The organism is Flavobacterium fragile, from assembly GCF_023634865.1.
GTDB lineage: Bacteria > Bacteroidota > Bacteroidia > Flavobacteriales > Flavobacteriaceae > Flavobacterium > Flavobacterium fragile.
Genome location: NZ_JAMLJN010000004.1, coordinates 98240 through 119824, shown reverse-complemented (window position 1 = coordinate 119824; position 21585 = coordinate 98240). Strand labels below are relative to the sequence as shown.

Below are 21585 nucleotides of genomic sequence, written 5' to 3'. Positions count from 1 at the left end.
TTTGAAAATTTATTTAGACGGAATTATAAAACTCCTAATTCTAACATACATTGTCTCATCATTTGATAGGTTCTTTCGATATCATTGTCTAAACCAATTGAAAAACGAATTAAACCATCAGTTAAGCCCATTTCAGCTTGTTCGTCTAATGGAATTTCGGATGAAGTTGAAGTTCCAGGAGCACTGAATAACGTTTTGTAGAATCCTAAACTTACCGCTAAATAACCTAAATTTCTTTCTTGCATTAATTCCATCAACGCGTTTGCTTTATCTAAACTTCCAACGTCAATCGTCATCATTCCTCCAAAACCATATTCTGGATTAATCATGGTTTTGTAAATTTCATGACTTGGGTGACTTGCTAAACCTGGGTAAACTGTTTTAATTCCGTCTGCTTCAAATTTGTTAGCTAAATACATTGCATTGTGGCTGTGTTGTTTCATTCTGATGTGTAGCGTTCTTAAGTTTTTCATCACAGAAGCCGAACGCAAACTATCCATTGTTGGACCTAAAAGCATACTTGCTCCGTCGTTTACATTTTTTAAACTGTTGATGAATTCTTGAGACGCACAAACCACACCTCCAACAGTATCACTACTTCCGTTTATGTATTTCGTTAACGAGTGAATTACAATATCAGCACCTAATTTCGCAGGAGCTACAGATAATGGAGAAAATGTATTGTCAACTACTAATTTGATATTGTGTTTTTTAGCAATTTTAGCCAATGAAGCAATATCCGCAACCTCTAATAAAGGATTACTTACAGTTTCGCAGTATAAAACTTTCGTATTTGGAGTGATAGCCGCTTCAACTATGTCTAATTTTGTAATGTCAACAAAAGTAGTTTTGATGCCCATTCTAGGAACGAAATTTTTCAAGAAAGCATACGTTCCACCGTAAATAGTTCTACTTGAAACGATATGGTCACCATTTCCACACAATTGCAAAAGAGTAGGAGTGATAGCTCCCATTCCAGAAGCAGCTACATTTGCCGATTCTGTTCCTTCCATTGCTGCCAATGCTTTGTCTAAATATAAATTACTTGGCGATGAATGACGCGAGTATAAATAACAACCTTCAGCATTACCTTCAAAGGTATCAAACATCGTTTTTGCTGAAAGAAATGTGTAGGTTGAACTATCTGAAATCGATGGATTTACACCACCAAATTCTCCGAAATATTGTAAATCTTGAATACGATCTGCCGGATTAAATTTTTCCATAATTTTAAAGTTTAGTTGTTTATTTTAAATCAAAAATATGATTCGGCAAATTATTATTCAATACTTGAAATTAAAATTAGATTTTTATTCTAAATTTAGTTAAAGATGTAGTTTTTATTTCGGTTATTTATTCGTTTTAGTTACATTTGCTGACAACTAAAAAACAAACAACACAACTAACCAATGGACGCAATCGACAAAAAACTTTTAGGTTTTCTGCAAGAAGACACTAAAAGGACGACTAAGGAGCTTTCCTTATTACTAAATCTTTCCGTAACGGCTGTTTACGAACGTATTAAAAAACTAGAACGAGAAGGAGTTATTACCAAATATGTAGCGCTTTTAGACCGAACAAAACTTAATAAATCATTTGTAGTTTTTTGTCACATCAAATTAAATCAGCATACAAAAGATTTCATAACTACTTTTGAAAGTGAAGTAGTAAAATTAACCGAAGTTTCAGAATGTTATCACGTAAGTGGGGATTACGACTACATTTTAAAAGTAAATGTAAAAGATATGGAAGAATACCGCGAGTTCATGGTAACGAAACTTACTGGTTTGCAACATATCGGAAGTACGCACAGTTCTTTTATGATTGGTGAAGTAAAATATACAACAGCTTTTACTTTAAACTAAGCTATAATAATTTACCAAAAAAGTAACAAAGAATTAATTCAAAAAGCGTTACTTTTGTATCCGAATTTAAGTCAAACAACAAACTTTATATACAATCATGAGTCAATTTGATGTAACCATTATTGGTTCTGGCCCTGGAGGATATGTTTCAGCTATCCGTTGTGCCCAATTAGGTTTTAAAACAGCTATTATTGAAAAATATTCAACTCTTGGAGGAACTTGTTTAAACGTGGGATGTATTCCATCGAAAGCGTTATTAGCATCTTCTCATCATTACGAAGAGTTACAACACTTTGCTGACCACGGAATTGAAGTTTCGGGAGATGTAAAAGTGAATCTTGAAAAAATGATTGCTCGTAAACAAGCAGTTGTGGATCAAACTTCGGGTGGTGTAAAATTCTTAATGGATAAAAACAACATTACCGTTTTCAATGGAGTAGGTTCGTTTGAAAGCGCTACTTCTGTAAAAGTGACTAAAGAAGATGGTTCTTCGGAAATCATCGAATCTAAAAATATTATCATTGCTACAGGTTCTAAACCATCTAGCTTACCATTTATCAAATTAGATAAAGAAAGAATCATCACTTCTACTGAAGCTTTGAAACTGAAAGAAGTTCCAAAACACTTAGTAATTATTGGTGGTGGTGTAATCGGAATCGAATTAGGTCAAGTATATTTACGTTTAGGAGCACAAGTTTCTGTAGTAGAATTCATGGACAGAATTATTCCAGGAATGGACGCTGCTTTATCAAAAGAATTGACTAAAGTATTAAAAAAACAAGGAATGAAATTCTACACGTCTCACAAAGTTCAATCAGTAGAAAGAGCAGGAGATGTAGTAACGGTAAAAGCAGAAAATGCTAAAGGAGAAATCATCACATTAGAAGGTGATTATTCATTAGTTTCTGTAGGTCGTCGTCCTTATACAGATGGATTAAACGCTGAAAAAGCAGGAGTAAAAGTTACAGAAAGAGGTCAAATCGAAGTAAACGATCATTTACAAACTTCGGCTTCTAATATTTATGCAATTGGTGATGTGGTTCGTGGAGCGATGTTAGCACACAAAGCAGAAGAAGAAGGTGTTTTAGTTGCTGAAATTTTAGCAGGTCAAAAACCTCATATCGATTATAACTTAATTCCGGGTGTAGTTTACACTTGGCCAGAAGTTGCAGCTGTAGGTAAAACAGAAGAGCAATTAAAAGCTGAAGGTGTAGCTTACAAAGCAGGAAGTTTTCCATTCAAAGCATTAGGTAGAGCTAGAGCAGGAGGAGACACTGACGGATTTGTAAAAATCTTAGCAGACGCAAAAACAGATGAAGTTTTAGGCGTTCACATGATTGGTGCAAGATGTGCCGATTTAATTGCAGAAGCAGTTACAGCAATGGAATTTAGAGCAAGTGCAGAAGATATTTCAAGAATGTCACACGCACACCCAACGTTTGCAGAAGCTATCAAAGAAGCAGCATTAGCAGCAACTGATAACAGAGCATTACACGTGTAAATAGAAAAGTCATTATATCAAAAATCCCAAATTCAATTGAGTTTGGGATTTTTTTTGTTAGCACGGATTGTAAATCCGCGTTATCGGTTTTTTTGTAGTAAAATACGGAAGTAGCCATTGAAGTAAACCGCTGTTAGCGATAGTGTTTATTTTTTAAAAATGCTTTTTTTGCTTCTTTTCTAGTTCGCTCAAATATGTCCTCTCCAAACTTTTGAAAAATTAATTTTTTTGCAGTTTCAGCATAACATTTAGACTTTGGTAAAATAACACAACCTCTATTTTCAATATTAATCGAATAATTTTTAAACATATAATCTCTGTAAAATTCGTTGAAATCTTCTTCGCCTTTTTTAATAATTTCGACAGACAATCCATAAGAATATAAATTGTAAATATTTTTTTTGAAGTCAGACTCTGCGTTTTCAATTCCTTCTCTACAAGTTCCTAATGAAATTGAATCATTTTGTATCGAACTTTCCTGCGCATATGAGAGAAAAGAAATCAAAGTGAAAATTATTATTAAAAGATTTTTCATGAATTTCGGTTTTTAACATTATCGCTAACGTCCCGCCGCTTGGCGAGGTTGGGGACTAAATTAAGATTTATTTTTCGGTTAAGCACAAAATTTCCAAATACAAGACCAACTTTAAATTAAGCCTAAAACCCCAATCTTGCCAAACGGCTGTTATGTGTAGCCGTGACACTTTTACCAAGCACTTTTATATTTTTCCACATTCTTTAACCGCTTCTGTTCGTAATAATAATCACCTTTTCTTTTTTCACCTACTTTTTCTTTAATGAAGAAAATATAGCCTGGAATTCCATTTTTTTCAAAGTACATTATAACAATCGCTTTTTCGTTACAACTTACTAAATCATATTTGTGCGCTCCCCAAGTAAAAATACTATCTTTTGAAATTGACCAATTGCGTTTACCACTAACCAAATCACCATCATTATTAAATAAACCCAAGTCTCTTTCATATTTATCGTAAGTTCCATTTTTATGAAACTTAAAATACATATATCCAGATTGACCTTGACTGTAATATGTCCAATACTCATTTTGGGCAGTAACAAATGTATCTTCTATCGAGTTTGTCTTTGAACAACTCAAAAATGCAATGACGATGATAAATATGTATAAAGTTTTATTCATTAATGGTTCTATTGAAAAGCAGATTACGGTTACACATAACGTTCCGCGGCTTCGCGGCAGTTGTGAAGCCAGCGAACGAATTATTTTCTGTTAAAGATAAACGTTTTTCGTGAACACGTAAAAATAGAAACCAACAATTGCGCGAAACCGCTGTTATAAGCTGGCCGTTTCTCCACTAATATTTGACCAATTATTTAATAGCGCTACATATCTTTCTGTTGAGTGTCCAGCTTCTCCGTCTTCAGTTAAGCTTCCAACTTCTAAATCTAAAAAAAGATCTGTAATCACTTCCAAATCTTCTTCTGTTAAATTTAATCTGTAATAACTTGTTGTTTTATCGTCCTTTCTGTTATGAAACTCTGGCTTTTCAAGTTCATTATTCTCCAAAATATTTTCAAGCTTGGTAACAATTTCTTTTTGTCCAATCTTTGATAATTCGGTTATGGCTTCAGATATAGAATTGTAGTCTATTGTATTCATATGTTCTATTTTAACGTATTGCCGACGGCTTGCTTATAACTTGTTTATATGTCTGACAAAATCATACTTAGCTACCCAATTTTGGGTGTATATGTCAGATAGATGTCTATTTTGTCTTTTTCAAAAATAATAAAAAAATCAAACACAATATTAGTATTAATACAATCTTTTAAACAAAAAACCACCGGTTTCCCGATGGCTTATTGTTTACTTTTTCAAAAACTTTTTATATCCCAAAAATCCTAAAAACCCAACTAAGGCAAAAGGCCAGAGCACCACTACAAACGAAATAATATTCTCTAACATAAACCAACCCGTTTTTACACTATCCCAAATTTGTAAGCCAATATTAGGGCGGTAAGCGTTGATGCTTTTTTCATTAGCCACCATTTCTTGTTTGATGCTTTCGTCTTGGTAAATGTTTAGCGTTAAAGTACTAAAGTTCACTTGGTCTTGTAACGATAAATTCTGCAATTTTGAAGCGTCATTTTGCTCTTTTTTTGCATCTAAGGTTGATTCGGCATCAACAACTTGATTTAGTTTCTTTCCTTTCGAATCAATTGCATTTTCCAATCGTTTTTCAGAAGAATTACTTCTTTTTTGTGCTAATTCATTGGATAACATTTGTAAGGTAACATCATCTGCTTTAATGATTCGATAATCCAAAAAATGAATTTGTTTTGCAATGGTTTTAATCACTGTATCCATTTTCGTATTCGGAACGCGAATCGTGATGTTGTTATCTACTTTATATTTTGTTGTCACTAAAGTACTATCCTGACTCACTTTGGTTCGGTCTTCGCTGTGAATGTTGCTTTGAAGATTGGTATAGGTTACAAATCCACCAAATTTCGTAGTTGCATCTTCAATAGCATAAGTCGATTTGGCGACATTCTTGACTTTAAATTTTACATCAGCCGTTCGAACAAATTTCCGATTGCTGTTTTTGTTTTCAACGGCTGCGGAAGAAGAAACAACACTTGTGCTATCGGTTGCAACATTTTCTGAATAATCTGCTGATTCTTCTGCAACTCTTTCTTTACAAGACAAGACTAAGCCAAGTGCAAGCAAAGTCAGTACGATTTTGGTGTTTTTGTTCATAAAAATTCATTTTTTAAGTTATTGATTAATTGTTTTTAATACGTGTAGTTTTAGAATCAATACAAATGAATTTTTAATGGGTTAGTTAATAAGGCAAGAATAAAAACCGTGCCAAATTTTAACATTTGAACCATTTTCCAACAACTATTTTTTTGTTGTACTTTTACGAAGTAAATTTTCCAATTTGAGAACAGTAATTACAAAATATATTTCGCAGTTTCCCGACTTTAAAAACCAACTTTTGCATTGGGCCAACCAACATAGAGAAGTTGTTTTTTTAGATTCGAATCAATATCATCAAAAGTATTCGAGTTACGATGCGGTTTTGGCGGTGGATGCTTTTACTTCGATTAAAACCGATTACGAAAATGCGTTTCAAGATTTGTATCAGTACCAAAGCCAAACGAAAGATTGGTTGTTTGGTTATTTGTCCTACGATTTAAAAAACGATACCGAAGATTTACATTCCAACAATTTCGATGGTTTAGATTTTCCAGATTTGTTTTTCTTCCAACCTAAAAAGTTGTTTTTAATCAAGGAAAATCAAGTAGAAATTCAATATTTACGAATGTGTGATGACGAAATAGAAACCGATTTCGAAGAAATCGAATCCATTGCATCCATCATCCATCACCCATCATCCATCAATATTCAACAAAGAATCTCAAAAGAAAATTATCTTTCCAAAGTTTCCAAAATGCTTGAACATATTCATCGTGGCGACATTTACGAAGCCAATTTCTGTATGGAATTTTATGCCGAAAATGCTCAAATTGAACCTTTGGAAATCTATCAAAAACTGAATGCTATTTCGGAACCACCATTTGCGGTGTATTTCAAGAATAATTTTCAGTATTTGCTTTCTGCATCCCCAGAACGATATTTGCGAAAAGAAGGTTTAAAAGTTATTTCCCAACCCATAAAAGGCACGGCAAGAAGAAGTTTTGATGTAAAACAAGACGAACAATTAAAATCAGATTTAGCTCAAAACGAAAAAGAGCGTTCAGAAAACATCATGATTGTTGATTTAGTTCGAAATGATTTATCGCACACCGCCACAAAAGGAAGCGTTCAAGTGGAAGAATTGTGTCAGATTTACACTTTTAAGCAAGTTCACCAAATGATTTCAACAATTGTTTCGGAAGTTGAAAATACAACTTCACCAATTGAAATACTTAGAACCACTTTTCCAATGGGAAGCATGACGGGAGCACCAAAGATTTCCGCCATGCAAATCATTGAAGAATTAGAAGAAACCAAGCGCGGATTATATAGTGGAGCAGTGGGTTATTTTACTCCAAATGGCGATTTCGATTTTAATGTGGTCATTCGAAGTATTTTGCACAATTCAAAAAATCAATATTTATCTTTTTCTGTCGGAAGTGCTATAACTTCTCAGGCTATTCCTGAAAATGAGTACGAAGAATGTTTGTTAAAGGCAAAAGCAATGTTTGAAGTGCTGCAATCCAAATAATTCCTTATTTTTGGTCATGCTAATAAAATTTCAAAACCATATTACTACAAAATTTCCTCAACTAAAAGACAAGAAATTACTTTTAGCGGTAAGTGGTGGCATTGATAGTATGGTTTTGTTGGATTTGTTTTATAAGTTGAGGTTTGATATTTGCGTAGCACATTGCAATTTTCAACTGCGTGGAAAAGAGAGTGATGGAGATGAAATGTTAGTAAAGGAAATTTGTCAAGATAGGTATATTCCATATTTTATTGAGAAGTTTGATACGCTCGAATTTGCTAAAGAAAACAAACTTTCCATTCAATTAGCCGCTCGAAAGTTGCGTTACGATTGGTTTCAAGAAATTATTTCACTTGGATTTGATTATGTTTTAACGGCGCATCATTTGGATGACAATGTAGAAACGTTTTTAATCAATTTTACAAGAGGAACGGGTTTAGAAGGTTTAACCGGAATTCCAGCTCAAAATGGAAACATTATTCGTCCGTTGTTGCCGTTTTCAAGAGAAGAAATTGAAAATTATGCCAATGAAAATAAAATTCAATGGCGAGAAGATTTGAGTAATGCTTCAGACAAGTATTTTAGAAATAAATTACGTCACAATATTGTTCCCATTTTAAAAGAATTGAATACAGGATTTTTAGATTCGTTTCAAAATACTTTACATCATTTGCAACAAGCGGAATCTTTGGTCAATGACGCTTCTAAATTGGTTTATGAAAAAGTAGTTGAAGTAAAAGAAAATCAATTAGAAATTCATCTAAAACCGTTGCTTGAATTCCAAAATTATAAAGCGTATTTGTACCAATGGCTGAAAGATTACGGATTTTCGGCTTGGAATGACATTTATGATTTGGTTGAAGCACAATCAGGAAAACAAGTTTTTTCTGAAACTCATGTTTTATTGAAAGATCGAGAGAAATTAATCCTTTCCGAAAGAAAGGCATCAGATAATTCAGCAGTTTATATTATCGAATCTTTAGATAGTAAAGTTAATATTCCCTTAAAACTTAGGTTTTCTAAAGGAGTTAACATTTTTGAAACACATTCGAATTGTATATTTGTAGATGAAAATAAACTCAAATTTCCATTAACCATCAGAAAATGGCAAGAAGGAGATTATTTTTATCCATCAGGAATGAATGGAAAAAAGAAATTGAGTAAGTATTTCAAAGATGAAAAATACTCGCTTTTAGATAAAGAAAATCAATGGTTATTATGTTCGGAGGACCAAATTGTTTGGGTAATTGGAAAACGAGCAGATAACCGATTTACAAGTAAAGAAACAACACAAAACAATATAAAAATCGTATTAGAAGAATGAGAAAATATTTTGTCTTAATCGCCTTAATTTTTGGATTTTTTGGAAATGCACAAATTTTAAATCCGGTACAATGGAAAACTAAAGTAGTTCAAAAATCAGCTACCGAATTTGAATTGGTTATGGATGCTACTATCGAAAAAGAGTGGCATATGTATTCGCAATTTACACCAGAAAACGGACCACTTCCAACGGTTTTTGATTATAAAAATGCAAAAGGAAATTTCGATTTAGTTGGGAAAACCAAAGAAAGTCCATATAAAAAAGTATATAATGATATTTTTGAAGTAGACGAATATTATTTTGCAAAAACGGCTCAGTTTAAGCAAATCATAAAAGTTACCAATCCAAAAGTAAAAGAAGTTAAAGTATATGTAGAATACCAAGTTTGTAAAGAGCAATGTATTCAGCAAGATGCAACGTTTACGTTTAAATTGCCTGAAATTAAGGTAGAAGATGTAGCGTCAACAAATGTAATTACAACAGATACAACAACCGTCAATTCTGATACCACAGCAGTTGCTACATCAGTTACAGAAAAACCAACAAAGGAAGTTACAGCAACTTCGGCCCCGAATGAAGAAAAAAAGAATGGTTGGTTGTTATTTTTGGCAACGTTATTAGCCGGAATATTAGTAACATTTACACCTTGTGTTTTTCCAATGATTCCAATGACGGTAAGTTTTTTCTTAAAACAAAGTGCTCATGGTGATAAAAAGAAAGGAAGATTTAATGCATTAATGTATGGATTTTTTATTGTTTTAATTTATGTTTTAATTTCTTTGCCGTTTCATATTTTTGAGGGAATAAGTGAGGATATTTTTTATGAAGTATCAACTAATCCATATTTGAATTTATTCTTTTTTGCTGTATTTACAATATTTGCGATTTCATTTTTAGGTGCTTTTGAAATTACAATCCCATCTAGTTTAGCCAATAAAGTTGATAATGCATCTAATAAAGGAGGTTTGATAGGAATCTTCTTTATGGCATTAACTTTAATCATTGTTTCATTTTCATGTACTGGGCCAGCTCTTGGACTAGTTATTGGTGGTGCACTTTCAACTGATGGAGGCGCTACTTTATTAACCATTGCCATGTTAGGATTTGGTGTAGGTTTGGCTTTTCCATTTATGATTTTTGCTTTATTTCCAAGTATGATGGGGAATTTACCAAAATCGGGTGGTTGGCTTAATACTGTTAAAATTGTATTTGGTTTTATTGAATTGGCTTTAGCTTTTAAATTTTTCTCAATGGCTGACTTAGTAATGGATTGGCATATTTTAGAAAGAGAAACTTTTATTGCCATCTGGGTAGCCTTATTTATAGGTTTAGCTTTGTATCTTTTTGGAAAAATAACTTTACCTCACGATAGTCCACTTTCACATATTTCTGTCGGAAGATTATTGTTAGGCTTATTGTCTTTAACCTTTGCGGTTTATTTAATCCCAGGTTTATGGGGAGCTCCATTAAATGTAATTAGTGGTTTTCCACCACCAATGTCATATAGTGAAAGTCCAAACGGAGTTGGAGCAAAAATTAGTATCGAAACTAATAGTAATTCAGGTGAAAAATTACCAGAACATGCTTATTATGGTCCTCATAAAATTATAGCTTTTCATGATTATGATGCAGGTTTAGCATATGCAAAAAAAGTTAACAAACCTGTTTTAATTGATTTTACAGGAGTTACTTGTGTAAACTGTAGACGTATGGAAGAATTAGTTTGGGCAAAACCTGAAATTTTAAATATTCTAAAAAATGATGTTGTGCTTGTTTCTTTATATGTTGATGATAGAAAAGAATTGCCTAAAGAAGAAGTTTACACAACAAAATCTGGGAAAGAAATAACCACTTACGGTAAAAAATGGAGCGATTTGGCTATAACAAAATATAAAGCTAACATTCAACCTTATTATATATTAATGGCACATGATGAAACTAACTTAAATCAACCAGTAGGCTACACACCTGATGTTGAAGAATATAAAAAATGGTTAGAGGATGGTGTAGCCGCTTTTAAAAAATAGTTTATGAAATAAAAATCCCAATCAAACGATTGGGATTTTTTTTAATCTGTAGCCTCTAAACTAAATATTTCTTCAACGGGTTTTTCAAAAAAACGAGCTAATTTCAGAGCAAGAACAGTAGATGGAACATATTTTCCCTTTTCCATAGCATTAATAGTCTGTCTACTAACTTCTATGTGTTTTGCCAATTCTTCTTGTGAAATATTTTTGATAGCTCTTAAAACTTTCAAATTATTAGTCATCTTGATTTGTTTTATTAAGTTTATAGATCATGTAATGAAATCGGATAATAAAGAATAGAAGTAATGTAAACATATTATGATACAATACATTTAAATAAGAAGTTCCATAAATAAATATGGTGAATAATAATATAATTCCATAGTTTAAATAGGTTGCCCAAACCAAACTTTCGTATCTAATTTTAGAAATCATTTCATCTTCTACTTTTAATTTTGAGAATCCTATTAGAATTCCACCAATAATCATGCTTAGTGTAAGTAATTCATCAACAATGCCGTTTTTTATAAATTTCAAAAATACACCATCACTTATAAATTCATTTGCATAAACTGCAAAAACAGTAACATTTAGATATTCGTCAATATTTACTGCAAATGAGGAGATTAAAATTGTAATAATTACTGATGGTACAAATAAAAACCATCCAATAATTTTAAACTGATTAGGAAAAAGAAAATGTGTTTTCATATGAATTGTGATTTAAAATTTAATTCAAATGTAAAGTATATTTTACATATAGACAAATAAAATTTACAAAAAGATTATTTTGTTTTACATTTTTTATTTCAAAAACTTTTCTATATTTGCATCTATATAAGCCATTAAAATAGTATAAGCCATGTTAGTAAAAGTATTCGGAAGCGCCGTATTTGGCGTAGAAGCAACTACCATTACGGTAGAAGTAAACACAGAAAAAGGAATCGGTTATCATTTAGTAGGTCTTCCCGATTCGGCCATAAAAGAAAGCAGTTTTCGTATTGCTGCAGCACTTAAAAACAATTCCTATCAATTTCCTGGCAAAAAAATCATTGTAAATATGGCACCTGCCGATTTACGAAAAGAAGGTTCTGCTTACGATTTAACGATTGCAGTCGGAATTTTAGCTGCTTCCTCTCAAATTACCTCTAAAGAAATCGAAAATTACATCATTATGGGCGAATTATCGCTTGATGGAACTTTGCAACCCATTAAAGGAGCATTATCTATTGCAATTAAAGCCAAAGAAGAAGGTTTTAAAGGGATAATGATTCCCATTCAAAACGTTAAAGAAGCGGCAATAGTTGAAAATATTGATGTTTATGGAATTTCTAATGTAACAGAGGTAATTGAGTTTTTTGAAGGAAAAGGAAATTTAGAACCCACAAAAATTGACACAACCGAAGAATTTTCAAAAACCTTAAATTTTCCAGAGCACGATTTTGCTGATGTCAAAGGTCAAGAAGGAATTAAACGTTGTATGGAAATTGCGGCAGCTGGTGGACATAATATTATTTTAATTGGTCCGCCAGGTTCAGGAAAAACGATGTTAGCCAAGCGATTACCTAGTATCTTACCACCAATGACGATGCGTGAAGCGTTAGAAACTACGAAAATTCATTCTGTTGCAGGAAAGACAAAAGATGTAGGTTTGATGGTACAACGTCCTTTCAGAAGTCCGCATCATACAGCTAGTTCAGTTTCTCTAGTTGGTGGCGGAAGTTATCCGCAACCAGGCGAAATTTCATTGGCACACAACGGTGTTTTATTTTTAGATGAATTACCCGAATTCAAGAGAGAAGTTTTAGAAGTTATGCGTCAACCTTTGGAAGATAGGGAAGTGACTATTTCTAGGGCGAAATTTACGATTACCTATCCGTCATCATTTATGTTGGTAGCTAGTATGAATCCGAGCCCGGGAGGTTATTTTAATGACCCTAATGCACCTGTGAGTTCTACTCCTCAAGAAATGCAGCGCTATTTGAGCAAGATTTCAGGACCATTATTAGATCGAATTGATATCCATATTGAAGTAACACCTGTCCCGTTTGAAAAACTAACTGAAACTCGAAAAGCAGAAAGTAGTGTAGCAATTAGAGAGCGAGTTACAAAAGCCAGACAGATTCAATCGCAACGCTTTGAAAATTTTGAACACATTCATTATAATGCGCAAATGAGTAGCAAATTAATTCGTGAATTTTGTGTTTTAGATGAGGTTTCGTTACAATTACTAAAAACAGCGATGGAACGATTAAATTTATCTGCAAGAGCTTACGATAGAATTTTAAAAGTTTCGAGAACAATTGCTGATTTAGATGCTTCTGAGAATATTCAATCGCATCATATTGCGGAAGCGATTCAATATAGAAGTTTGGATAGGGAAGGTTGGTTAGGATAAAAAAAAGAATTCTTCTTATTTTAAGAAGAATTCTTTTTTTAAAAATTGTCTTTTTTGGAATTAATTTGAATCCATTTTTTATCACTATTCAAATTGAAAGAACCGATATACTCTTTATTCCATTGAGATGGATCAATCAAAGATAGGAAATGAGTACCATCATTAGATTGATATAAATGATACGTTTCACCAATTATAGGTTCAAAAGAGTATTTGGAATTGTAAATAATTTCGTTCCATTCATATTCTTGCATTAACTTTTCGTATTCGGCTTTAAGTTCATTAAATTTACTTTCAAATTCTTTGTTAACTTTTCTAATTCCGACACTTTTCCAATCCAAAATATTATCTATTTTGATTACGGGAGCTCCAACATTTGTGGGATAGGCAAGCATACTAGCATTGTAACCTTCCTCTTCATTAAAAACAACATTATCTGGAATTTTATTTTTCATTTTTTATTGATTTTATGTCTTTGTTTTAAAATTTAAAAAAAATTATGTTTAACATAAGTTTAAAAATATTAAACAAAATTACAAAAAATAAAATAGGAATTGTACATTAACGTCAATTCTTTCGATAATTTTATAAAATGTTTAAAAAATATTTGATAAATTATCTCTAGATGAAAGTAAACTTTTATTTAATTCCAAAACGGATACCTAAATACAAATCAGCTTGTTTCCCGTTATCAGCAAGCGCAGAAAAAACACTATTTGATCCTAAGAAAAATCCACCTATTCTAAATCCGATTCCACTTGTAAATCCAGAAATTTCATTTGATGCTAAGGGAACAAAAGTTTCGAACCATTTCGTTGTAAATCGTGGAATAAGCGTATAAGAATTTTGAGTCGTTACAAAATCATTTTTGTTATCATCACTAATTTTTTGATTAATACTTGCGGTAACAAACCATTTTTTTGCTAATCTTACATCAGCGTAAGCATTAATAACAGTAGGTAGTTTTACTGAATAGTCTGCTGTGCTTGATGTTGATTGAAAATAATTTGCATTAGCAGGGTCATTAAGAATAGCCTCAATCTCTGATAAACTTTGAGCGTTTTCAAATTGATTTAAATCTAAATTTTCAAAATTTTCAACATTTAACGTATAGGTTTTGTTAAGATTGTTGTCTGATTTAAATGTCATTGAACCTATATTTTTTAATGATAATCCAGTATTTAATTTGTAACTACTAGCATCATTTTCATCTTTTAAACGATAATTAACTGCTATGTCAGCTGCAAATCCATTTATTCCTTGAGAGAAAAATTCGTTGTAATTTCCTTGATCGTTATAGTCATTTGCTAGAACGCCTGCATAAGCAATATTAATATTAGCAGAGGCGTTAACAAGTGATAAATTTCCCATGTTATTAACAATTGTACCATTAAATTTATCTGCTGAAAAATTAGCATAAGCCCCAGGAAATAATAATCTTAGATTTGTTCCCACGTTAAGTTTATGTTTTGGTAGATCAATGATATTTCTGGCAATTGTAAAACCAAGTTCTCCCCATGTGGTGGCATTTAATCTTTGATTTTCATTTGATGCTATCGTAGTTTGAGAAATTAAATTGCTCAAACTTCCATTTTGAAAAGCATCTGCGAGTTCTGAATTTAAATTCATCACATTTGCTTTCACGTTTGCTAACGAAAATATTCCAAATCCCCATTTGTTGTATTTAAATGCAAATGAAGGACCAAATATTTGGGCGTCTATTCTTAAATTTACTGCATCGTTGCCTTCAAAAATTTTATTTTCAAGATTATCTCCTTTTACAAGATCGCTAAATGTGAGTTTATCGTTAGCAATACCCATTGAAAAGTTAAATAAATTGGCTTCAAATTTTGAACTAAGATTGGCTAATTCTGCAGGATTATTAGTAGCATTCAGTACTCCTACACGTTTTGATGTGGAAATTCCACTAAAATGTTCTTGTGAAAACATTGAGGTACTTATTAGACCAACTGCAACAAAAATGTTTGAAAATTTCATTTAATTAGATATGATTGTTAATAATAGTTTGTAATTCATTTAATTTGAAGGGTTTTGAGATGAAATCATTCATTCCACATTCAAAGCATTTTTCTTTTTCTCCAATCATTATTCCAGCGGTTAGTGCAATTATTGGAATTTTTTTGTTTTTAGTATTTTTCCTAATTTCAACTGTTGTTTCGTAGCCATTTTTAACAGGCATTTGAATATCCATGAGAATTATATTTACATCTTCTATTGCTAAAATTTCTAAAGCTGCTTGACCATCGTAAGCTTCAAGAATAACTCCTTGAGGAATAATAGAATGAATCATTTTTTTGCAAAGTAACATATTTATTTTATTATCTTCAACAATTAAAATTTTCATTTCTTTGTTGAGTTTTTTTAGATTTTTTAATTTTTTTTCGTTTTGAGTATCTTTTAGTTTTTTGTCTTGATTTGGATTAACTCCAATTTTAAAAGTAATTGTAAAATTGAAGTTACTACCTTCACCGGGTACACTAGTTACATTAATTTTACTTTTTGATTTTTCTAATATTTTATTAGCAATGGATAATCCTAATCCAGTACCACCATATCGTTTTGTTGTTGATGCATCCTCTTGAACGAAGGATTTGAAGATTTTCTCTAAGTTTTCTTTTTTAACTCCAATCCCTGTATCAATCACTGAAAAGCGAATTGTAGAAAATTGACTTTTTACTTCTTTTTTAATTTTCACTTCTTCTATTAGTAAAACTATTTCTCCAAAGTCAGTAAACTTTATAGCATTTCCCAACAAATTAACCAATACTTGTTTTAACCTTACAATATCGGCTAACACATATTCTGGAATTTTTGAATCCACTATGAGGTTTAATGCAATTTTCTTTTTAATTGCTTGACTTTTGAATAAATCAATTACTTGCTGGGATAATTTTCTTATGTTTAATGGTTCATAATGCAATTCAAATTTGCCTGATTCAATTTTGGAGAAATCTAAAATATCGTTTATAATTTCAAGAAGTAAATTTGCTGAATTATTGATGTTATTCATGTAAACTTTCTGATTTTCGTCTAAATCTGTCCTAAGAAGTAAATCAGAAAACCCAATAACACCATTTAATGGCGTTCTTATTTCATGGCTCATATTAGCAAGAAAATCCGATTTAGCTCGATTTGCAAGTTCTGCAAACTCTTTTTCTTTTACGGCAATATCTCGCTCTTTTTGAGCTGTAATATCTCTAGCAATTCCTCTTATTTTTACAACTTCACCAATTTCATTTAATACAGGTTCACCTGAACCTAAAAGCCATTTAGTTCTATTTTCTGAAACATAAAAGGGGTGTTCAACTTCATATGATTTTTTTTCATTAACTGCTCTATCTGCAAGTTGATCTAAAAGATTTTTAACATCTGGAGAAATTTTACTTCTGTATGTTTCAATTAAATTGTCTTTATCATTTTTTTTAATTTCAAAAATATTATAAAGTTCATCAGACCAATATAATTTATTGGTAAGTAAATTGAATTCCCAACTTCCGATTTTTGCCATTTTTTGGGATTCATTCAGTAATTTTTCACTGATAATTAATTTTTCTTGTGTGTTTTTTATTTCAGATATATCTCTGGCAATAGCAAAAACTGTTTTGGTTTTAAGGTTCAATGTAGAAATCCATTGTAACCAAATACAACTACCATTTTTTAGCATGTAGCGATTACTAAAATTAATTGAATTATTGCCTTCTTTCAGATTGTTTATTTCAATGAGAGTTTTTTCAACGTCATCCGGATAAACATAATTGATGAATTTTTTTGATAGTAATTCTGATTCAGAATAACCTAATGTATTTGTGAATGCCTTATTAATTTTAAGAAAAAAACCTTCTAAATTGGCAATACAGATTAAATCAGTGGTTTCATTAAAAAAATATTCAAAATTTTCATAAAGAGCAACCTTACTTTTGTAATTTTCTAATTCCTGTTCTAATTGTGCTATTTTTTTTTGAGAATTGAGAGAAGATTTTTTTATTTTTTTCATTACAAAGTGATTTATATAATAAATTTAATAAAAAATCTCAATTATTATACAAATTATGTTAAATTAATGAATTCCAAATAACATCGTTGGGAGGATTAGCAGTAAAAGAAAGTTCTTTTTTAGTTACAGGGTGAAGTAATATTATTTTTCGGGCATGTAAATGAATACCTCCATCTGAATTACTTCTATCAAAACCATATTTTAAATCTCCTTTTATTGGACAACCGATAGCTTGTAGTTGTGCTCTAATTTGATGATGTCTTCCGGTGTGTAAATCTATTTCTAAAACAAAATAATTATCTAATTTTTTTATTATTTGATATGTTAAGCTAGCTTTTTTGCTTTCAGGAATTTCTTTCAGATAAGCTTTTGAGGTATTATTTTTAGAATTTCGTTTTAGAAAATGGACTAAAGTGTCTTTTTCTTTTGGAGGACAATTTTTAATTACTGCCCAATAGGTTTTTTGAGTTTCTCTATTTTTGAAAGTTTCGTTCAATCGTGATAGTGCTTTTGAAGTTTTAGCAAAAACAATAATTCCCGATGTTGGTCTATCTAAACGGTGAACTACACCTAGAAAAACATCACCAGGTTTGTTGTATTTTTCTTTGAGGTATTCTTTTACGACTTCCGATAAAGCTTTGTCACCTGTTTTATCACCTTGAACTATATCTCCTACACGCTTATTGATTACAATAATGTGATTGTCTTCATGGAGGATTTGCAAGTTGTCTTTGGTAGAAATAACTTTTTCAGCCATATTTTTGAGTATCTTAAAATCGAATAATGAATTCAAAATTAATATTGCTCGCTTGAGTTTGGAAAATCTTTGGATTTAACATCGGTCACATATTGTCCAATAGCTTGTGTCATTTGTTCGTATAAGTTTAAATAGCGTCTTAAAAATCTCGGGCTAAATTCATTGTTCATTCCTAACATATCATGAATGACTAAAACTTGTCCATCAACACCACCACCAGCACCTATTCCGATTACAGGAATAGAAATACTTTTTGCTACTTTTTCAGCAAGTTTTGCAGGGATTTTTTCTAAAACTAATGCGAAACATCCTATTCTTTCTAACATTTTTGCATCTTCAATTAATTTTTCAGCTTCTGCATCTTCTTTTGCTCTAACAGTATAGGTTCCAAATTTATAAATTGACTGAGGAGTTAATCCTAAATGTCCCATGACAGGTATTCCTGCATTTAAAATTTTCTTGATCGAATCTTTTATTTCGCTTCCGCCTTCTAATTTCACAGCATGACCACCACTTTCTTTCATTATTCGTATGGCAGAACGTAAGGCTTCTTTTGAGTCAGATTGGTAACTTCCAAAAGGCAAATCAACAACAACTAAAGCTCTTTCACATGCTCTCACCACACTTGATGCATGATAAATCATTTGGTCAAGTGTTATAGGTAGTGTAGTTTCGTGTCCGGCCATAACATTACTAGCAGAATCACCAACTAAAATTACGTCAACTCCAGCACTATCTACAATTTTAGCCATAGTGAAATCATATGCTGTCAACATAGAGATTTTTTCTCCATTTTCTTTCATATCAATAAGAGTTCTAGTTGTAATTCTCTTGTAATCTTTTTTTGCTACTGACATTTTTCTGCTATATTTGATTAAACAAAATTAACTTTAATAAATTTATAATAAAACTATATTTTGAATAAATTACTATTTGTAGTGACATTTTTATTTTTTTCGATTATGAATGCACAAGATTTTCAGCCTAAAAAAACAATTGATGATTTTTTTATAGCATTTCATTCAAAAGATACGACCACGTTAAAGAAAATAGGTCATCCCGAAATTGTTATGCAAACTGTTGCTAACACTAAAGAAGGTAATATATTGAAAACAGAATTATTTTCTGATTTTTTAAAATCTATTGCTACTATACCAAATGACATGAACTTTTTTGAAAAGTTGTTAGATTATAAAATCGAAATAGATGGAAATTTAGCCCATGTATGGACACCTTATGAATTTTATCTAAATGATAATCTGAGTCATATAGGAGTAAATTCTTTTACCTTATACAATGAAAATGGTCAGTGGTACATAATTCATTTAATTGATACTCGAAGAAAAAAATAATCAAAAAAAAGTGTTAATAAACCAACTCTGAGTATATTTGCAATCTAATTATGAATATAAATAGTAGTGCTAGTTCCATAAAAATATTAAAAAACAGTTTCCTTACTAATTTATTTTATGAACTTTTACAATTTTTATTCTTGATAGAAAAGTTAGCTAATTATTTTCCAATTTTATGGGACATTCAACTAAACAAAAAGTTACAGCAGCTACATTACTAGTTGCTTTCGGTATTATTTATGGAGACATAGGTACTAGTCCATTGTACGTAATGAAAGCCATTGTAGATAAAAGACCAATATCCGAATTATTAGTTTATGGTGGAATTTCTTGTGTTTTTTGGACCTTAACTTTTCAAACTACTTTTAAGTATATTATATTAACATTGAACGCTGACAATCATGGAGAAGGAGGCGTTTTTTCTTTATATGCATTAGTGAAACGATTTGGAAAAGGTCGACTTGTAATACCTACTATTTTAGGTGCAGCAACATTGTTAGCAGATGGTATTATTACACCACCAATTTCTGTTGCGTCAGCCGTTGAAGGACTTCAAGTTATAATTCCAGATATTCCAACAATTCCAATTGTCATTGCTATCCTATCTGGAATATTTTTATTTCAACGATTTGGTACTCAAAAAGTAGGTTACTTTTTTGGACCTGCTATGGTGGTGTGGTTTTCTATGTTGTTTATTTTGGGGTTTTCACAAATAATTGAGCATCCTGAAATATTAAAATGTTTAAATCCAATGTATGCTTATCGTTTGTTAGTTGAGTATCCTCATGGATTTTGGTTGTTAGGGGCTGTTTTCCTATGTACAACTGGAGCAGAAGCATTGTATTCAGATTTAGGACATTGTGGGAAAAACAATATTCGAATTACTTGGGCATTTGTAAAAATATGTTTGGTAACTAATTACTTAGGACAAGGGGCTTGGTTGATGTCTGAACAGAATAATTTTTTAAGCGGTAGAAATCCATTTTTTAAAATCATGCCCGATTGGTTTTTACTCTTTGGTATTGCTATAGCTACGATGGCAGCCATTATTGCGTCACAAGCCTTGATAAGTGGATCATTTACATTGATTAATGAGGCTATTTCCTTAAACTTTTGGCCAAGAGTTACCTTAAAAAATCCAACTAATAATAAAGGGCAAATTTACATTCCATCGATCAATTTAATTCTTTGGGCAGGTTGTGTGGCTATGATTTTATACTTTAAAAGTTCAGAACACATGGAGGCTGCTTACGGATTAGCTATTACGATGGCTATGATGATGACTACTTTGTTATTGATGTATTACTTACATTATCGTTTGCGTTTTAAAAAGTATATAATCCTAATTATTTTTTTACTTTTTTCATTTATCGAAGTTTCCTTTTTCATAGCGAATATGAAGAAATTTCCTGAAGGAGGATTTGTAACAATCGTTATATCTGGAATCTTTTTTGCTGTAATGTATATTATATTTTTTGGTAGACGATTAAATAATAAGTTTACTAAATATGTTCCTTTAAGTAATTACAGAGATTTATTAGTCGAATTATCATCTGATAATACCTACACCAAATATGCAACACATTTAGTTTATTTAACAAAAGCGGATAAAACTTCTGAAATTGAAGAAAAGATTATGAAGTCTATTTTTGCAAAAAAACCAAAACGAGCGGATGTATATTGGTTTTTACACATTAATAGAACTGAGGAACCATTTACTTTAGATTATGAAGTGATTGAGTTGATAAATGATAAAGTAATCAAAGTAAATATCAATGCAGGCTTCAGAATACAACCTAAGGTGGAATTGTATTTCAAACATATTATCAAAGAATTGGTTGATAATAAAGAGCTAGATTTACACATTAGACCTGATGGATCTTCTAAGTACAATGCAGAACCTGATTTCAAATTTGTGGTTTTAGAGAAATTTATTTCTTTTGAGAATGAGTTTTCTTTTAAAGAAGGTTTCTTACTAAACGCTTACTTTAATTTAAAAGGATTAGGAGTTTCTGATGAAAAAGCCTTTGGTTTAGATAAAAGTGATGTTGTTGTAGAAGAAATTCCACTAATTTTTAATCCAGTTACTGATTTAGTTCTGAAAAGAAAATTACATATCAAGAATCACTAAA

20 protein-coding genes are annotated in these 21585 nt (G+C 31.3%); 8 read left to right on the top strand and 12 right to left on the bottom strand.

From position 1 onward, the window contains the following. Nucleotides 1-23 precede the first annotated feature (23 nt). Nucleotides 24-1226, bottom strand: a complete 1203-nt coding sequence (locus NAT47_RS06330; protein WP_250581501.1) for an aminotransferase class I/II-fold pyridoxal phosphate-dependent enzyme — start codon at nt 1224-1226, stop codon at nt 24-26. 183 nt (nt 1227-1409) lie between these two features. On the opposite strand from NAT47_RS06330, the gene NAT47_RS06325 reads away from it, so the two are divergent. Both NAT47_RS06325 and lpdA read left to right on the top strand, forming a co-directional pair. After that, nucleotides 1410-1865 carry an Lrp/AsnC family transcriptional regulator gene (locus NAT47_RS06325; RefSeq protein ID WP_250581500.1) on the top strand — a complete coding sequence of 152 codons (456 nt, stop codon included), beginning with the start codon at nt 1410-1412 and terminating at the stop codon, nt 1863-1865. Between the two features lie 97 nt (nt 1866-1962). Beyond that, complete coding sequence (gene lpdA, locus NAT47_RS06320; protein WP_250581499.1) at nt 1963-3366, top strand: dihydrolipoyl dehydrogenase; 1404 nt, start codon at nt 1963-1965, stop codon at nt 3364-3366. Between the two features lie 133 nt (nt 3367-3499). On the opposite strand, the gene NAT47_RS06315 is transcribed toward lpdA, so the two are convergent. The 4 genes from NAT47_RS06315 to NAT47_RS06300 all read right to left on the bottom strand — a co-directional run bounded on the left by NAT47_RS06315 (nt 3500) and on the right by NAT47_RS06300 (nt 6106). Continuing rightward, nucleotides 3500-3901: a hypothetical protein gene (locus NAT47_RS06315; protein ID WP_250581498.1), complete on the bottom strand. Its 402-nt coding sequence runs from the start codon at nt 3899-3901 to the stop codon at nt 3500-3502. 171 nt (nt 3902-4072) lie between these two features. Beyond that, nucleotides 4073-4525, bottom strand: coding sequence for a hypothetical protein (locus tag NAT47_RS06310; protein ID WP_250581497.1), 453 nt, complete (start codon nt 4523-4525; stop codon nt 4073-4075). A gap of 153 nt (nt 4526-4678) precedes the next feature. After that, nucleotides 4679-5005: a hypothetical protein gene (locus NAT47_RS06305; RefSeq protein ID WP_250581496.1), complete on the bottom strand. Its 327-nt coding sequence runs from the start codon at nt 5003-5005 to the stop codon at nt 4679-4681. Nucleotides 5006-5212: 207 nt separating this feature from the next. Continuing rightward, nucleotides 5213-6106, bottom strand: coding sequence for a DUF4349 domain-containing protein (locus NAT47_RS06300; RefSeq protein ID WP_250581495.1), 894 nt, complete (start codon nt 6104-6106; stop codon nt 5213-5215). A gap of 184 nt (nt 6107-6290) precedes the next feature. Here NAT47_RS06300 and NAT47_RS06295 point away from each other — a divergent pair, with 184 nt between their 5' ends. The 3 genes from NAT47_RS06295 to NAT47_RS06285 are packed head-to-tail and all read left to right on the top strand — an operon-like array spanning nt 6291 to nt 10931. Then, nucleotides 6291-7580, top strand: a complete 1290-nt coding sequence (locus tag NAT47_RS06295) for an anthranilate synthase component I family protein (protein WP_250581494.1) — start codon at nt 6291-6293, stop codon at nt 7578-7580. 16 nt (nt 7581-7596) lie between these two features. Next, on the top strand, nt 7597-8904 hold the full coding sequence (gene tilS, locus NAT47_RS06290; protein WP_250581493.1) for a tRNA lysidine(34) synthetase TilS: 1308 nt from the start codon (nt 7597-7599) through the stop codon (nt 8902-8904). Further along, nucleotides 8901-10931, top strand: a complete 2031-nt coding sequence (locus tag NAT47_RS06285; RefSeq protein WP_250581492.1) for a protein-disulfide reductase DsbD family protein — start codon at nt 8901-8903, stop codon at nt 10929-10931. Before tilS ends, NAT47_RS06285 begins: the two co-directional genes overlap by 4 nt. Before the next feature lie 41 nt (nt 10932-10972). Here the strand turns inward: NAT47_RS06285 and NAT47_RS06280 are convergent, their stop codons facing one another. Both NAT47_RS06280 and NAT47_RS06275 read right to left on the bottom strand, forming a co-directional pair. Next, nucleotides 10973-11173, bottom strand: a complete 201-nt coding sequence (locus NAT47_RS06280; RefSeq protein ID WP_250581491.1) for a helix-turn-helix transcriptional regulator — start codon at nt 11171-11173, stop codon at nt 10973-10975. After that, nucleotides 11166-11642 (bottom strand): hypothetical protein, encoded by a 477-nt coding sequence (locus NAT47_RS06275; RefSeq protein ID WP_250581490.1) that lies wholly within the window; start codon nt 11640-11642, stop codon nt 11166-11168. The genes NAT47_RS06280 and NAT47_RS06275 overlap by 8 nt, the downstream gene beginning before the upstream one ends. 151 nt (nt 11643-11793) lie before the next feature. Between NAT47_RS06275 and NAT47_RS06270 the strand changes: the two genes are divergently transcribed. Beyond that, nucleotides 11794-13329 (top strand): YifB family Mg chelatase-like AAA ATPase, encoded by a 1536-nt coding sequence (locus NAT47_RS06270; protein WP_250581489.1) that lies wholly within the window; start codon nt 11794-11796, stop codon nt 13327-13329. Nucleotides 13330-13367: 38 nt separating this feature from the next. Here the strand turns inward: NAT47_RS06270 and NAT47_RS06265 are convergent, their stop codons facing one another. From NAT47_RS06265 to panB, 5 genes are all read right to left on the bottom strand, one after another. Then, on the bottom strand, nt 13368-13784 hold the full coding sequence (locus NAT47_RS06265; RefSeq protein ID WP_250581488.1) for a DUF2452 domain-containing protein: 417 nt from the start codon (nt 13782-13784) through the stop codon (nt 13368-13370). A 184-nt stretch (nt 13785-13968) separates the two neighbouring features. After that, the gene (locus NAT47_RS06260; protein WP_250581487.1) at nt 13969-15279 is read right to left on the bottom strand and encodes a hypothetical protein; all 1311 of its coding nucleotides are present in this window, start codon (nt 15277-15279) and stop codon (nt 13969-13971) included. A 52-nt stretch (nt 15280-15331) separates the two neighbouring features. Further along, nucleotides 15332-17344, bottom strand: coding sequence for an ATP-binding protein (locus NAT47_RS06255; RefSeq protein ID WP_250581486.1), 2013 nt, complete (start codon nt 17342-17344; stop codon nt 15332-15334). A gap of 58 nt (nt 17345-17402) precedes the next feature. Further along, a complete protein-coding gene (locus NAT47_RS06250) occupies nt 17403-18101 on the bottom strand; it encodes an RluA family pseudouridine synthase (RefSeq protein ID WP_250581485.1) in 699 nt (232 codons plus the stop codon). 38 nt (nt 18102-18139) lie between these two features. Further along, entirely contained in the window at nt 18140-18958 is an 819-nt protein-coding gene (panB, locus tag NAT47_RS06245; RefSeq protein WP_250581484.1) for a 3-methyl-2-oxobutanoate hydroxymethyltransferase, read from the bottom strand. Nucleotides 18959-19039: 81 nt separating this feature from the next. Between panB and NAT47_RS06240 the strand changes: the two genes are divergently transcribed. Both NAT47_RS06240 and NAT47_RS06235 read left to right on the top strand, forming a co-directional pair. Next, nucleotides 19040-19453 carry a nuclear transport factor 2 family protein gene (locus tag NAT47_RS06240; RefSeq protein ID WP_250581483.1) on the top strand — a complete coding sequence of 138 codons (414 nt, stop codon included), beginning with the start codon at nt 19040-19042 and terminating at the stop codon, nt 19451-19453. 175 nt (nt 19454-19628) lie between these two features. Beyond that, nucleotides 19629-21584 (top strand): KUP/HAK/KT family potassium transporter, encoded by a 1956-nt coding sequence (locus NAT47_RS06235; protein ID WP_250581482.1) that lies wholly within the window; start codon nt 19629-19631, stop codon nt 21582-21584. Nucleotide 21585: the final 1 nt, after the last annotated feature.